The organism is Streptomyces xantholiticus (genome assembly GCF_014651015.1).
GTDB lineage: Bacteria > Actinomycetota > Actinomycetes > Streptomycetales > Streptomycetaceae > Streptomyces > Streptomyces xantholiticus.
Genome location: NZ_BMWB01000007.1, coordinates 234,122 through 248,500, shown reverse-complemented (window position 1 = coordinate 248,500; position 14,379 = coordinate 234,122). Strand labels below are relative to the sequence as shown.

Annotated in this window: 12 protein-coding genes and 1 riboswitch; of the genes, 2 read left to right on the top strand and 10 right to left on the bottom strand. The window is 71.1% G+C overall.

Going from position 1 to position 14,379, the window contains the following annotated elements:
- Nucleotides 1-91 precede the first annotated feature (91 nt).
- From eno to IE198_RS14490, 8 genes are all read right to left on the bottom strand, one after another.
- Entirely contained in the window at nt 92-1,384 is a 1,293-nt protein-coding gene (gene eno, locus IE198_RS14525; protein ID WP_100107495.1) for a phosphopyruvate hydratase, read from the bottom strand.
- Nucleotides 1,385-1,664: 280 nt separating this feature from the next.
- On the bottom strand, nt 1,665-2,339 hold the full coding sequence (locus IE198_RS14520; RefSeq protein WP_308426808.1) for a LysM peptidoglycan-binding domain-containing protein: 675 nt from the start codon (nt 2,337-2,339) through the stop codon (nt 1,665-1,667).
- 3 nt (nt 2,340-2,342) lie between these two features.
- A riboswitch (cyclic di-AMP (ydaO/yuaA leader) is annotated at nt 2,343-2,529 on the bottom strand.
- 270 nt (nt 2,530-2,799) lie between these two features.
- Nucleotides 2,800-3,717 (bottom strand): transglycosylase family protein, encoded by a 918-nt coding sequence (locus IE198_RS14515; RefSeq protein WP_308426807.1) that lies wholly within the window; start codon nt 3,715-3,717, stop codon nt 2,800-2,802.
- A 207-nt stretch (nt 3,718-3,924) separates the two neighbouring features.
- The gene (locus IE198_RS14510) at nt 3,925-5,205 is read right to left on the bottom strand and encodes a cytochrome P450 family protein (RefSeq protein WP_189886488.1); all 1,281 of its coding nucleotides are present in this window, start codon (nt 5,203-5,205) and stop codon (nt 3,925-3,927) included.
- Nucleotides 5,202-6,194 carry a nucleoside triphosphate pyrophosphohydrolase gene (locus IE198_RS14505; RefSeq protein ID WP_189886487.1) on the bottom strand — a complete coding sequence of 331 codons (993 nt, stop codon included), beginning with the start codon at nt 6,192-6,194 and terminating at the stop codon, nt 5,202-5,204. The genes IE198_RS14510 and IE198_RS14505 overlap by 4 nt, the downstream gene beginning before the upstream one ends.
- A gap of 22 nt (nt 6,195-6,216) precedes the next feature.
- Nucleotides 6,217-6,867 carry a SurA N-terminal domain-containing protein gene (locus IE198_RS14500; RefSeq protein WP_189886485.1) on the bottom strand — a complete coding sequence of 217 codons (651 nt, stop codon included), beginning with the start codon at nt 6,865-6,867 and terminating at the stop codon, nt 6,217-6,219.
- 176 nt (nt 6,868-7,043) lie between these two features.
- Nucleotides 7,044-7,463, bottom strand: a complete 420-nt coding sequence (locus tag IE198_RS14495) for a GtrA family protein (protein ID WP_189886483.1) — start codon at nt 7,461-7,463, stop codon at nt 7,044-7,046.
- Nucleotides 7,460-8,437 (bottom strand): glycosyltransferase family 2 protein, encoded by a 978-nt coding sequence (locus tag IE198_RS14490; protein ID WP_189886481.1) that lies wholly within the window; start codon nt 8,435-8,437, stop codon nt 7,460-7,462. Before IE198_RS14490 ends, IE198_RS14495 begins: the two co-directional genes overlap by 4 nt.
- Before the next feature lie 124 nt (nt 8,438-8,561).
- Here IE198_RS14490 and IE198_RS14485 point away from each other — a divergent pair, with 124 nt between their 5' ends.
- Nucleotides 8,562-11,078: a YfhO family protein gene (locus tag IE198_RS14485; RefSeq protein ID WP_189886479.1), complete on the top strand. Its 2,517-nt coding sequence runs from the start codon at nt 8,562-8,564 to the stop codon at nt 11,076-11,078.
- A 49-nt stretch (nt 11,079-11,127) separates the two neighbouring features.
- On the top strand, nt 11,128-12,027 hold the full coding sequence (locus tag IE198_RS14480) for a class I SAM-dependent methyltransferase (RefSeq protein ID WP_189886477.1): 900 nt from the start codon (nt 11,128-11,130) through the stop codon (nt 12,025-12,027).
- 31 nt (nt 12,028-12,058) lie between these two features.
- Here the strand turns inward: IE198_RS14480 and IE198_RS14475 are convergent, their stop codons facing one another.
- A complete protein-coding gene (locus IE198_RS14475) occupies nt 12,059-13,573 on the bottom strand; it encodes a serine/threonine-protein kinase (protein ID WP_189886476.1) in 1,515 nt (504 codons plus the stop codon).
- A complete protein-coding gene (locus IE198_RS14470; protein WP_189886474.1) occupies nt 13,570-14,247 on the bottom strand; it encodes a hypothetical protein in 678 nt (225 codons plus the stop codon). Before IE198_RS14470 ends, IE198_RS14475 begins: the two co-directional genes overlap by 4 nt.
- Nucleotides 14,248-14,379: the final 132 nt, after the last annotated feature.

Sequence of the window (14,379 nt, the reverse complement as noted above, 5' to 3'; positions counted from 1 at the left end):
TCCTGTCGCCTCCCCTTCACACGCCTACGTCCCCGGACACGGTACGGGACCGTGGCCGGGGACGTACGTGCGACAGGGCGTCAGCCGGTGATCAGCCCTCGTACTTGAAGCGCGGGAACGCGCTGCGGCCCGCGTACACGGCCGCGTCGTCGAGGATCTCCTCGATGCGGAGCAGCTGGTTGTACTTGGCGACGCGCTCGGAGCGGGCCGGGGCACCGGTCTTGATCTGGCCGCAGTTGGTGGCGACGGCCAGGTCGGCGATGGTGACGTCCTCGGTCTCGCCGGAACGGTGGGACATCATGCACTTGAAGCCGTTGCGCTGGGCGAGCTCGACGGCGTCGAGGGTCTCGGTCAGCGAGCCGATCTGGTTGACCTTGACGAGCAGCGCGTTGGCGGCGCCCTCCTCGATGCCACGGGCCAGGCGCTCCGGGTTGGTGACGAACAGGTCGTCGCCCACCAGCTGCACCTTGGCGCCGAGCTTCTCCGTGATGGTCTGCCAGCCGGCCCAGTCGTCCTCGAACAGCGGGTCCTCGATGGAGACCAGCGGGTAGGAGGCGACGAGCTCCTCGTAGTACTCGGTCATCTCGGCGGCCGAGCGGGACTTGCCCTCGAACTCGTACGAGCCGTCCTTGTAGAACTCGGACGCGGCGACGTCGAGCGCGAGCGCGATGTCCTTGCCCGGCGCGTAGCCGGCTTCCTTGATGGCCTCGAGGATGAGGTCGAGGGCGGCACGGTTGGAGTCGAGGTTCGGCGCGAAGCCGCCCTCGTCGCCGAGGCCGGTGGACAGCCCCTTCTGCTTCAGGACCTTCTTGAGGGTGTGGTAGACCTCGGTGCCCCAGCGCAGCGCCTCGGAGAAGGACTCGGCGCCGATCGGCGCGATCATGAACTCCTGGATGTCCACGTTGGAGTCGGCGTGCGAGCCGCCGTTCAGGATGTTCATCATCGGAACCGGCAGCAGGTGCGCGTTCGGGCCGCCCAGGTAGCGGAAGAGCGGCAGGTCGGAGGCCTCGGAGGCTGCGTGCGCCACGGCGAGGGAGACGCCGAGGATGGCGTTGGCGCCGAGGGAGGACTTGTCCGGGGTGGCGTCCAGGTCGAACATCGCCTGGTCGATCAGGCGCTGCTCGGTGGCGTCGTAGCCGACGAGCTCCGGGCCGATCTGCTCGATGACGGCGAGGACGGCCTTCTCGACGCCCTTGCCCTGGTAGCGGTTCTGGTCACCGTCGCGGAGCTCGAGAGCCTCGAACGCACCGGTGGAGGCGCCGGACGGAACTGCAGCACGACCCGTGCTGCCGTCGTCGAGGCCAACCTCGACCTCGACCGTGGGGTTACCTCGGGAGTCCAGGATTTCCCGGGCTACGACGACGTCGATGGACGGCACGAGCATCTCCTTCTGGGATGTGACGCGAGAAAAGTGCAAAGGTCTGCTTGGCCTTGCGGCAAGAGCCTAACCGGACCGGGCGCAAAGGCCGGCCGATGCCCGCCCCCTGGGACGAAAAAGGGCATCAAGACCCCTGGGGCGGGACGAATCGGGCGGTATCTACCTGCCGGTAACCGATTCGCGGACCCCGCCGACGGTCCCTGGACGGACCGAACCCCGGCCCGGCGCGTACGGGGGAAGGCGCGCCGGACCGGGGTGCTCGGGTCCCGTTTCGAACGGGTGGGGGTCAGCTCAGGTGGAGTTGCTGGCCCGGGTGGATCACGTCGGCGTCCTCGAGGATGTCCTTGTTGAGGTCGAACAGCTTCTCCCAGCCGCCCTTGACCTTCTCGGTCTCCGCGATCTTGCTCAGGGTGTCGCCGGCCTTGACCTCGTACTCGCCGTCGCCCTTCTTGAAGGGCTTGCCGGCGGCGGGCTTCTCGGCCTTCTTCGCCGGGGCCTCTGCGCGCTCGGAGCGCGTGGTGGGGACCTCGGCGCGCTCCTGGGACGGCTGGGCGGGCTCCGCCTCGGCGGAGCCGCCGTCGTAGGCGGCGTCGGACAGGCCGACGCCGCAGCTCGGCCAGGCACCCTTGCCCTGGCCGGCCAGGACCTTCTCGGCTATCTCGATCTGCTGCGCCTTGGACGCCTGGTCGGCGGTCGAGGCGTAGGCGGTGCCGCCGTACGCGGCCCAGGTCGAGGCGGAGAACTGCAGGCCGCCGTAGTAGCCGTTGCCCGTGTTGATGGACCAGTTGCCGCCGGACTCGCACTGGGCGACGGCGTCCCACTCGGAGGCAGTGGCGGCGGAGGCGGAGGTGGCACCGAGAACCGGAGCGGCGATGGCGGCACCGGCGACACCGGCGAGCGCGACGAGACGGGTGACCTTCGACGGGCGACGGTGCTTGGCCTTGCCGGAAGAACGCAGCATGGAACTTCTCCTCACCGACGCCTACGAGGTGAGCTGTCGGGTTCGGGCCCGTGAGTTGCCCGGCCGCACGTCGGTGTGACGCGCGGGCTTCACCCCCAGCCGGTTCCGGTCCGCCGATCTCCACGATCGAGGCGGACGGTCCCGGCGCTTACCTTGGGTCCCCCGCTCCTGCCGTCGGCGCTGTGAGCGACGACTGTTCCCCCCGACCGACGGCAGGATTCGGCGTATCGGTCGACGGTGCCCGCGATGGCGAGCGGTTCAGACCGTAGACACAGGACTCCCCGATGTTCAAAGTCGAACATCGGGGAGAAAACGCCCGAACCGGCCACCGATGAGTGTCCGTTTTCGCAGGTGAGGGGCGGAGTGGTCGAATTCGCCGGGCGATTTGCTCCAGTTGCAGCAAAGAGACCCTTGTCTCACTCGAACGAAGCGGACATAAGCCTGCGAACCGCCTCGCGAACTAGCCCTGCGCCGCGCCCAGATCGAGGCGCTGACCGGGAAGGATGAGGTCCGGGTCGCCGCCGACCGTCTCCTCGTTCGCCTCATAGAGGGCCGGCCACCCGCCGGGGACCTCCTGCGCGGTGGCGATGTCGCACAGGTTGTCGCCGGGCTGAACGGTGTACGCGCCAGGGCCGGTTGACCCGTCCACACCATCCCGTCCTGAACTGTCACCACGTGAGGCATGACGACCGGTTTCGCGGTCGTCGTCCGCATTGCCCGTTTCGGCTTCGTCATCGGCGGGCACGCCGCGGTGCTTGCCGGTACCGGACGTCGCGTCGTCGGAGGGGGCGGCATCGCCCGCGGGAGCCGTTTCGGCGTCGCCGCCCTCGGGGACCGGCTGTCCGGTGGCGTCACCGGACGGCTCGGACGCGTCACCGTCGCCCGATGCGCCGGACTCACCCGAAGCGCTCGAAGAGTCCTCGGAGGCCCCACTGCCGGTGACGTCGGTCGGCTCGGCCGGGTCGAGGGCGCCGGAGGTCTCCGAGGCGTCCGGCGACGCCCCGTCGGCCGGTGCGTCACTTCCCTGCGGCAGCGGCAGGATGCCGGGGTCGACGCCGGTGTCCGCGCCGTCGTCCTGCAGTCCCGCGAGAGGGCCGCACGCCGGCCAGGCATCCGGGCCTTCGGCGGCAAGCACCTTCTCCGCCACGGCTATCTGCTGCGATCGGCTCGCGAGGTCGGCGCTCGGTGCGTAGGCGGTGCCGCCGTAGGCGGCCCAGGTCTCCTGCGAGAACTGCAGTCCGCCGTAGAAGCCGTTGCCGAAGTCGGCGCTCCAGGCTCCGCCGCTCTCGCACTCCGCGACGCGGTCCCAGGTGCTCGCTTCGGCCGCGGACGCCGAGCCCGCGCCGAGCAGCGGGATGGCGATGGCCGAACCGGTCACCCCTGCTGCGACGATGAGGGCCGGAGCCTGGCGGGGTCGGCGGTGTCGTCCGTTCCCGGAGAGCATGCGGTTGCCTTTCGCGTGACAGTTGTTAACCCTGCGGCCTGCTGATGCCTGCCGAGTCGACGGTGAACGTAGCCGCATTCGAACGTAAGTCACAAGTCGATGCAGCGCAGATCACGTGAAAGTCACAGATCTGATGCATCGTCAGTTGGTTTGCGCCGTGCCGGGCTTGATTCCCCCGGGGGCGCCCCCGGGTCCCCAGGCAACGGGCAGAGTGCGCAAACCACGCATGATGAGCCCTCCACGCCACCGCAAATCGGTTGGATCTTCCGCAAGTCGCAGGTCGGGCACTCTGCGGAGCAGCGTGGCCAGCGCGGTCTGCCCCTCGAGCCGGGCCAGCGGTGCGCCGAGGCAGTAGTGGATGCCGTGGCCGTACCCCAGATGCTGGTTGTCGCTCCGTGACAGGTCGAGCGCGTCCGGGTCGGCGAAGCGTTCGGGGTCTCGGTCCGCGGCGGCGAGGACGACGAGTACGGGGTCCCCGGCTGCGATCCGCTGCCCGCCGACGGTGAGCGCCTCGGTGGCGAACCGCCACGTCGCGAGCTCCACCGGACCGTCGTAGCGGAGCAGTTCCTCGACGCCCGTCTCCAGCAGCCCCCGTTCCCCTGCGGCGAGCGAGGCCTGCAGGCGCTCGCGTTGCTCCGGATTGCGCAGCAACGCGTACACGCCGTTGCCGATGAGGTTGACGGTGGTTTCGAACCCGGCGAAGAGGAGGATGAAGGCCATCGCGGCGGCCTCGTTCTCCGTGAGGTGCTCGCCGTGGTCGGACGCCTTGATGAGGCCCGAGATGAGGTCGTCGCCCGGCTGTTCCCGCTTGCGGTGGATCAGCTCGGCCAGGTATCCCCGCATCCTCTTCACAGAGCGGGCGACGCCGCCGCGCGGACCCCCGCCATGACGGATCATCATGCCCGCCCAGTCACGGAAGTCGTCCTGGTCCTCGCGCGGGACGCCGAGCATGTCGCAGATGGCGTAGATGGGGAGCGGGAACGCGAACTCGTGGATCAGGTCCGCCTCCCCCTTGTCGACGAAGGCGTCGATGAGCCGGTCCGTCAGCTCCTGCACCCGGGGCGCGAACTCGGCCACCCGCCGCGGCGTGAACGCCTTGGAGACGAGCCGGCGCAGCCGGGTGTGGTCCGGCGGGTCGATGTTCAGCAGATGCGTCATCAGCTCTGCCTTGCGCTCGCCGGGAATGCCCGTCTTCCCCTTGGCATGCGCGGGTTCGTCATGATGCGCCGGGTTCTTCGACAGCCGCTGGTCGGCGAGCGCCTGCCGGGCGTCCGTGTAACGGGTCACCAGCCACGCCTCGACCCCGCTGGGCAGTCGGGTCCTGTGCACGGGCGAGTGCTCGCGCAGCCAGGCGTAGGCGGGGTACGGGTCGGTCGCGAACTCCCAGGTGAAGAGTTCGGGCGCGGTGCTCGGGTCGTTCACCCCTCGACGTTACCGGCCGCGCCGCCCTGCTCCGCCGCCCGGATCGCGTCCCGGTACGCGCGGGCCGCGGCCCGCAGCGCCGCCTCCGGGTCGACGCCGTCCGCCTCTGCGCGGACGGCGAGCGCCAGCAGCTCGTAGCCGATGCCCTGGCCGGCGGGGAGCTCCACACCGAGACCGGCCGTACGGACGCGGGACGCCAGCTTCGCCGCCAGCGCGAGGCCCGGCTGGCCGAGCGGGACACCGTCGGTCACCGACTCGCGCTGCTTCTCGACCGCCTTGGTGCGCAGCCAGTGCGCCTTGACCTCCTCGGGCGTCGAGGCCGTCTCCTCACCGAAGACATGCGGGTGCCGGTGGATCAGCTTCTCGACGATCGTGGCCGCGACGTCGTCGACCGAGAACGGCTCTTCCGCGTCCTCCTCTGCGATGCGCGCGTGGAAGACGACCTGGAGCAGCACGTCCCCGAGCTCCTCGCGCAGCTCCTCCCGGTCGCCGTCCTCGATGGCCTCGACGAGCTCGTACGCCTCCTCGATGCCGTACTTGGCCAGCCCCTTGTGGGTCTGCTGCGACGACCAGGGGCACTCGCGGCGGATCCGGTCCATGACCTCGACGAGGTCCAGCAGCCGCGCGCCCGGCAGGTCGTAGGCGCCGGGGAGCAGCTCCAGGTCCGGCATCCGCACCCGGCCGGAGCCGCCGAGGCGGGCCAGGCCGTCGGTGAGCGCCGTGTCGCCCTCGCCGGAGGCCAGGAGGACGACCGTTCGGCCGCCCGCCGAGCAGTAGTCGACGAGCTCCTGCGCGGCCGGCGCGGCGTGCTCCACGGTGATGCCCGCCTCGCGCAGGTAGGACAGCTGCCGGTGCGCCGCGTCGGCGCACAGCACCCGGTCCGCGGCGTGCAGCGTCTGCCAGGCGGGCCAGGACAGCAGTCCGGGCGCGACACGGTGGCTGGCGGTGAGCAGGACGATACGGCCGGCGGCGGGTGCTTCTGTGGTCACACCCCGAACCTACCGCTCGCGGTTACGCGCCTGCCTCGACGGGCTCCGTGACCTGGGAGACCTGGGTGATCCAGGGCGCCTTGTACGTGCCGAGCTCGAGCTTCGTGTCGTCCCAGGCGCCGTAGCGCGGGTTCACATCGATGTCCAGGGACTTCGCCGCGGCGGTGAACGTCTCGTTCAGCTGCTGCTGGCCCCGCGGGCTGTTGGTGGCGCCGATGGCCGTGGCGATCTTGCCGACCAGGATGTCGCGGCGCACGGCGTCGTCGAGCTGACCAGGGGCGACGCCGCGCTGCTGCAGATACATCGCGGCGAGCTGCTCCTCGCCGCCGGACTGCTTGGTGAGCGTGTCGCGCTCGTCCTGGATCTCCTTGCGGCTGACGCTCACCCCTGCGTCGTCGGCGGCACGCTGCACGACTCGGTCGACGATCAGGTCGTACAGCTTGGCGCGGCCGAGCTGCCCGGTGTCCTTGATCAGCTGGGCGGACTGCGGCGAAGCCTGCTGCGCGTCGCGGACGTCCCGGACCTTCGCCTGGACGGCGGCGACCTCGATCCGCTCCCCGCCGATGACGGCGGCTGCACCCGGGTGGGCCTCGTTGCCGCAGGCGGCGAGGAGGGGCACGGCGGCGAAGAGAGCGGCGGAGACGGTGAGCGCGGTGCGACGACGGCGGTGCAAAGGAGCCTCCCGGGGGCCGAGATTGTGCATCGGTGCACAAAGCCTTGCGGTGATCGATGTTAGGCAGCTTCAGTGGCGCGGGCCACTGATTCGCCAAACGATTCGTCGGCCCTTGGGGTGCGGCGACGAGACGACCGCGCCGTCATCGTGCGGGTTCGGTCTTCTTCCGGGGCCACTCAGCGGGCCGGGGCCCGCTCCTCCTCCGGCGCGGGCTCCACCGAGCGGCGCTCCGGGCCGAGCATGATCACGCGGGAAACCGCGAACGTGATCGGGATCGCCGCGGCCGCCGCGATCAGCGGCGCGTACGTGCGCTCGAAGCGGAACACGTCCACCAGCAGATAGACCCCGCTCGTGGTGACCACGAAGTTCGCCGCGTTGGTCAGCGGGAACAGCAGGAACTTCCGCCATGTGGGCCGGGTGCGGTACGTGAAGTACGAGGTCAGGAAGAACGACCCGACCATGCTGAGCAGGAAGGCGACGACATGCGCCGCCACGTACGGCAGCACGGTCAGCAGCGCCAGGTACAGGCCGTAGTACGTCCCGGTGTTCACGACGCCGACCAGGGCGAACCTGACGATCTGGCCGCGTACCGTCATTTCCCTACCAGTTCCCCCGCGCGCCTGTTCCGCTCGTCGTCGTCCTTTCGGGGAAGGCCGGCGTTGGTCGCCTTCACCAGGAAGTGCGGCCGCCGCTTCACCTCGTAATAGATGCGGCCGACGTACTCGCCGACCACTCCCAGCATCAGCATCTGTACACCGGCGAGCGCGATGACCGCCACGAGTAGGGTGACATACCCGGGGGTGTCCACGCCGTTCACCAGGGCGACGCCGACGATCCAGGCCGCGTACACCATGGCGACCGCGAGAAGCAGCATTCCGAGATAGATCGCGGCCCTCAGCGGTTTGTTGTTGAAGGACAACAGGCCGTCGAGACCGTAGTTGAGCAGCTTCCCGAAACTCCATTTGGAACGGCCCTGCTCGCGCACCGCATTCTCGTACTCGAATGTCGTCGTGCGGAATCCCACCCAGGCGAAGATGCCCTTGGAGAACCGGTTGTACTCGCTCAGTTCCAGGACGGCGTCGACCGTGCGGCGCGAGAGCAGCCGGAAGTCCCCGACGCCGTCCACCAGCTCGACGTCGACGAGCCGGTTGATCAGCCAGTAGTAGGCGCGCGCGGTGACGGTGCGGGTGACCCGGTCGCCCTTGCGGGTGCGCTTGGCGATGACCTGGTCGAATCCCTCCTGGTGCAGCTGGAGCATGCGCCGGACCAGCTCCGGCGGATGCTGGAGGTCCGCGTCCATGATGACGACGGCGTCGCCTCCGGCGTGCCGGAGACCGGCGAGCATCGCCGCCTCCTTGCCGAAGTTACGGCTGAAGGAGACGTAGCGCGTACGGGAGTCGGCAGCGGCGATCTCCCTCAGGAGGGGGAGGGTCCGGTCCGAGCTTCCGTCGTCCACATAGACCAGCTCGAATTCTTCCCCGAGAAGAGCGAGTTCCGCGGTCACGTGTTCATGGAAGCGGCCGATGATCTCCTCTTCGTTGAAGCACGGAACAACTATCGAGATCAGCACAGGAGAACAACAACGGAGCCGCGTGTATCCGACGGATTCATCACATGACAATCAGGGGACCGTCAGGTGAACTGAAGTGTGGGTGGCGTGATTTGGCGACACTCGCTGCCATATTCGAACCATCATGTGGACTCTGCAATCCGCGCGCGGCCGTGCCGCCGCGCTCGCCGCGCTGATCACCGTCGGGACCGTGTGCACCGGCGACGCCGTCGCCCGTAGCTTCCCCTTCGGCCCGCACACGCGCAATGTGAACGACCTCGGCAACCAGTTCGTCCCGTTCCACACCCGGCTGTGGGACCTGCTGCACGGACGGGCGGACGGCGGAGTGCTCCTCAACTGGCAGTCCGGGTACGGCACGAGCTTCCTGCCGGACCTCGGCACCTACCTCACGAGCCCGTTCTCGGTGCTCGTCGCGCTCTTCCCGCGGGACGAGACGGACCTGGCCGTTTACGTGGTCACGCTGGTCAAGATGGCGGCTGCCGCCGCCGCGATGACCTGGCTGCTCACCGCGCTGCGCCGGGGCGCGGACCGAAGATGGGCGGCGGCCGTGCTCGGCGCCTCGTACGCCCTGTGCGGCTGGTCGGTCGCAGAGGCGGTGTACAACCCGATGTGGATGGACGGGCTGATCGCCTTCCCGGTGCTGTGCCTGGCGGGCGAGTGGGCACGCACCGGCCGGCGTCCGGTGCTCGGTCCGGTGCTGGTGGCCCTCGCCTGGATCGCCAACTTCTACACCGCGTACATGGCCACCCTGGGCGCGGCGCTCGTCCTCGTACTGCGGCTGCTGCTCGAGGACGCGGAACGGCGGGAGCGGATACGGGCGCTGCTGCGTGCGGTGCGGACCGTGCTGCTCGGCATCGCGCTGGCCGCGCCGGTCCTCCTCCCGGTGTTCCTCGGCACGAGGCACGCCTACCCGGGCTGGAAGCGGGAGTTCGGACCGGCCGCGTGGTCCGACGTCTTCGCCCGCATGCTGCCGGCCACATACAGCTTCTTCACCCCGGCGCTGTTCCTCGGGACCGGGACGCTGCTGCTGGCCTGCGCTCTCGCCTTCCACCGGGCGGTGCCGGGACGCGAGAGGTGGGGCTGGGCGGGGCTGGTTGCGGCGGTGGCGCTGTCGCTGCAGTGGGGGCCGACCCATCTGCTCTGGCACGCGTTCGCGACACCCAACGGCAGCCCCTACCGGCAGACCTTCGTGCTGGCCGGAGTCATCGTGGTCGCGGCCTGGACCGCGGTCGCGCACGCCTGGCCGGACCGCCGCGCGCTGCTCGGAGGCGGGGCGGTGCTCCTCGCCGGCGCGGCCACGACGACGTGGAGCTCCTTGATCACCGGGTGGACGTATCCGCTGTTCCTGGCCGGACTCGCGGCCGTGGCGGGCGGGCTGATACTGGCCCGGCGCGGCAGGCGGTTCGCGGTGCTCGCCGCCGTGCTGCTGATCGGCGCGCAGGCCGGCCAGGCCGCGGCGACGACCGCCTATGCGGACCGCCAGCGGCTGAACCGGCTCGACGACTACGCGCCCTGGGGCGAGCGCCAGCGGTTGCAGGCCGACGCCGTGGCGAGCGCGGACGGCTGGCCCCGGTACCGCACGGACCCGGGGCGGGAGCAGACCACCGTCAACGACCCGATGACGGTGGGGGGTCAGGGAGCCGCCTACTACAGCAGCCACACCCCCGACGTACTGACCCGCACCTTCGTCGCCCTCGGCAGCGGCTGGACGTCGGGCGGCCGCGCCCTGCACAGCCTCGACAACCCGGTCACCGATGCGATCTTCTCCGTGGGCGCGCGGGTGCACGTTCCGCGCGACCCGCACCAGGGATGGAACAGACCGGACAGCCGGCCCACCACGGTGACCCGGCAGGACGTACCGCCGCTGGTGACCCTGCGACCGCACCCGGACGCCTCCGTACGTCTCGGCCGCTCGCCCTACCGCAACCAGGAGACGCTGCTCGGCGCCTCCGTCTACACCGTGCCCCGGGCCCGGCTGCGGACCGGGACCGGGGCGCCCGTCCCCGGCGCGGACCGCACCGACCATCGCCTGGCACCCGGCCGTTACTCACTGACCGCCGAGTGCCCGGCCGGCAGCGAGGTCTTCCTGTGGGCGCCCGACCTGTTCGGCACCGCACGCATCGGCTCGGGCGAGATGGTCGACTTCCGCGGCGAACTGCCGAGCCGTCGCGCCGCTCTGGCGCATGTCGGCCGCGCCGGCGGCAGCACTGCGGTGACCGTGTCACTGCACGCGGTCCGGCGGGGAACGCTTCCCCACGACGCGGTCGGCTGCCTGGACCGGGACCGGCTGTCCGCCGCCGTCGCCGGTCTGAAGCGCACGGGTGCGGTCTCCGTCGACGTCACCGGCAACGGCGTACGCGCGGAACTGCCCGAGGGCACAAGCGGAATCGCCGTGCTGGCCGCGCCCCGGATCGCCGGCTGGAGCTGCGGCGGTCGCCCCGCCGACTCGTACCTGGGACTGGTGGCGACCCCGCTGGACGCCGGCCGGACGTCCGTGGAGTGCACCTTCCGGCCACCGGGGCTGCGCGCGGGGGCGGCCGTCGCGGTGGCGGGGCTGCTGGGGCTCGCCGCCGTGCCGCTGGGCCGGGCGATGGGCTCCGGATTCCGTCGCCGCGGCGACACCAAGACTTCATCTTCCTAGCACTGGAGCTTGGTGGGCGTGGGCGTTGTTCACGCGTACGTTCCCGGGCATGCCCATTCTCCGCAACCGTCTGACCAAGCGCGCCCTGCGTCCCGCCCTGACCGTGCTCGAGCAGCGCGTCAGACGCGGAATGCAGCCCGATCTCGACACTCTGCGCCGGGAGGTGGCCGAGATGCGGAGGCAGCAGCACGCGGTGGGGCTGCTGCTCGACAGCACCGGCAGAGGCACCCACCGGACCCCGACGGCCCACGAGATCGACCGGCTGGTGAAGGAGATCCGGAACGTCAGCGGCAGCGACCACGCCCGCCGCAGCGTCGTCGTCGCCTTCCGCACGGTCGTCGCGCTGGAGGCGCTCGGCGTGGGCCGGCTGGCGGGTTCGACGTCCAACATCTGCGGCAAGCTCGCCACCGTGCCGCTGCTGTCCCCGCCGAACGGCACGATCCTGGAGATCGGCACCCTGTACGGGCTGTTCGCCTCCGCGCTGGTCCGCATGGTGCACCGGGCGGGCATCGAGCCCGATCTGACGATCGTCGACCCGCTGGCCGGGTCCCAGCTCCAGCCGGGCACGGTGCAGGCCGCCGACCCGACGGGCACGCCGGTGCGGGAGGACGTCGTACGGGCCAACCTGGCGCTGGGCGGCTCCCCCGGCGCGTACACCGCGCGGGTCCAGCAGGGCTTCTCCTCCGACGCCGAGGTGCGGGCCGCCGTCTCCGACCGGAAGTACGGGGTGATCATCGTCGACGGCGACCACTCCGAGGACGGGGTGCGGGCCGACCTGGGATGGGTCGAGGAGATCGTCGCCCCCGGCGGGATCGTGGTCCTCGACGACTACGGCGACAACAAGTGGCCCGGTGTGCAGGACGCGCTGGACAAGCACCTGGCCGAGGGCAGCTCCCGGCTGCGGATGCTGGGGCGGGTGTCCACCTCGGCGTTCCTGCGGGCGGACTGAACCCACGGCGTCACCCTCGGCCTCGGCCCCTCTATCTGTCCGTGCGGAACTGCTGCTGGCGCTCCAGGGCGCGGCGCAGTTCCGCGGGGAGCTGATGGTAGGGGCCGTACGCGCGCTCCGCGTCGTACAGCAGTGACTGGAACTGCTGGTGCGCCGCCGTGTGGTCGCCGACCGCGATCAGCAGATGGCCGATGCGGTGGCGGACCTGGAGCGCGCGGTCGCGGTCGGAGCTCTCGTAGTACGGCAGGACCGCGCGGTACTCGGCGAGCGCCGCGGCGGGCCGGCCGAGCTGTTCCAGACAGAGGGCCGCGTCGTGGCGGAACTGCAGCGACTGCGGGTCGGCCGGGCCGGCCTCCGCGGTGCGGTCGTCCGCGAGGCGGCGCAATTCGGGCAGGGCGCGGCGGTACTGGCCGTCGTCCATCAGGGTCGCCGCGTACTGCTTGCGCAGGATGCGCACGACGGGCGAGTGCTCGCCGTGCTCCGCGGCCGCGGCCGGCAGGATGCCCCCGAGGATGTCCACGGCCCGGGTGATACTCCCCTCGCCGAGCAGGCGCTTGACCTCGTCGACGGCGGCGGCGACGTCCGGCTTGGGCTCCGCCGCGACCGGGGGTGCGACCGGCGCGGGCGGGGCGGCGGAGACCCGGTCGGGCCAGGGCGCGTGCGGACGCAGGAACGGGCGGGCCGGGTCGAGCGGCCCGGCCGGGGCGCCGCGCGCGGGCAGCAGCGGCGCCAGCGCCTCGTACACCTCCTGCGCGCCGGACGGCCGGTGCTCCGGATCCTTGGCGAGCAGGCGCAGGACGAGGGCCTCCAGCGGCTCGGGGACCTCGGGGCGCAGCTGCCGGACCGGGAGCGGCGGCTCGTAGAGATGGCGGTGGAGGACGCCGAGCGCGGTGGAGCCCGCGAAGGGGACGTTGCCGCTGAGGAGTTCGTGCAGCAGGACGCCGAGGGCGTACAGGTCGGTGTAAGGGCCGACAGCACCGCCCATCGCCTGTTCGGGGGCCATGTAGGCGGGGCTGCCGATGGGCGATCCGGTGTGGGTGAGCCGGGTGGTGTCCGTGTCGATGACGGAGGCGACTCCGAGGTCCAGCACGGTGACCGTCCCGTCGGGTTTGACCATCACGTTGCGCGGCTTGAGGTCGCGGTGGACGATCGGCACGGCGTGGACCGCGCCGAGCACCGCGCACAGCTGGGCGGCCACGCTGACGGCCCACTCCCACGGGTAGGGGTCGTGCTCCGCGAGGTGGTCGGCGAGGTCGGCGCCCTCGACGTACTGCATCACGAGGTACAGGTCGTCGTCGTCGCTGCCGGCGTCGTGGACCGTGACCAGCCCGGGGTGGCTGACCTGGGCCGTCACCCGGCACTCGCGCACGAAGCGGCGGCGCATCTCGTCGGCGGCGGTGGCGGCGGCCATGTGGTCGGGGCGCAGCAGCTTGACGGCGACGCGGCGGTCGAGGCGCCCGTCGTACGCCGTCCAGACCTGGCCCATGCCGCCCTGCCCTATGAGCGCGGACAGCTCGTAACGGTTCGCGATGACGCGGCCGTTCACTTGTCCTCTTCCTTGCGGAGCAGGTCGCTGAGCTCGTCGAGTTCGGCGCGGACCTGGTCGATCCGCCCGATGGCGGGCGCGGAGGCCGGCGGTGACGACGGGGCGGGCGTCGGTATCGGGGGCGCCGGGGGCCGGCCGGACGGGGCCTGGACCTGAGGCTGCGCGGGCCCGACCTGGGCCGGGGGCTGCGCGGGCGGGTAGCCGTATCCCGCCGACTGCTGCCGCGGCATCCCGTACGGCCCCCCGGTCGCTGCCGCCGGACCGTACGGCGAGCCCGTCGGCAGCGGCGGCGGCCATGCCGCGGCCGTTTGCGGCTCCTGGTAGTGGCGGATGTCGGCGACCAGGTAGTGCGTCGGCACACCGAGCGCCAGCCCCAGCATGGCGAGGAGACACACGTAGTCCACCGGCCTCGGGGGCGCATCGGCCGCCGGTGTCTCGCCTTCGGAGGAGAACTCCCCGATGACGACGAGGCAGGTCACGACGATCGCGAGCGACAGCCAGAACAGCAGCCAGTCCGACCGCCGCCCCCTCATGATCGCGATGCGCAGCATCGTGCCCCAGGCCAGAAGTCCGAAGCTGAGCAGCGCGAGCGCCACGAAGACGATGCGCACGACGACGAGCAGCGCTGTCGAAGGGCGCCGAGGTTGCGGCGGCGCGAAGCCGTGGCCGTGCATCCCTGCTCCTGGAGGACTGGACGGGGGAAAAGGACTCAAGCGGACTGAAGCGTATACACCGACGAGTACAAGCGGTTGCCGGTTGTGCGGAACCGTTGTCCGACGCGTCAGCCCGAGATCGACGGCCCCGGT

Excerpts from the sequence above, each read along its gene's own strand:
- eno (WP_100107495.1), bottom strand. The coding sequence starts at position 1,384 with ATGCTCGTGCCGTCCATCGACGTCGTCGTAGCCCGGGAAATCCTGGAC.
- IE198_RS14520 (WP_308426808.1), bottom strand. The coding sequence starts at position 2,339 with ATGCTGCGTTCTTCCGGCAAGGCCAAGCACCGTCGCCCGTCGAAGGTC.
- IE198_RS14495 (WP_189886483.1), bottom strand. The coding sequence starts at position 7,463 with ATGACGGTACGCGGCCAGATCGTCAGGTTCGCCCTGGTCGGCGTCGTG.
- IE198_RS14485 (WP_189886479.1), top strand. The coding sequence starts at position 8,562 with ATGTGGACTCTGCAATCCGCGCGCGGCCGTGCCGCCGCGCTCGCCGCG.
- IE198_RS14480 (WP_189886477.1), top strand. The coding sequence starts at position 11,128 with ATGCCCATTCTCCGCAACCGTCTGACCAAGCGCGCCCTGCGTCCCGCC.
- IE198_RS14470 (WP_189886474.1), bottom strand. The coding sequence starts at position 14,247 with ATGCACGGCCACGGCTTCGCGCCGCCGCAACCTCGGCGCCCTTCGACA.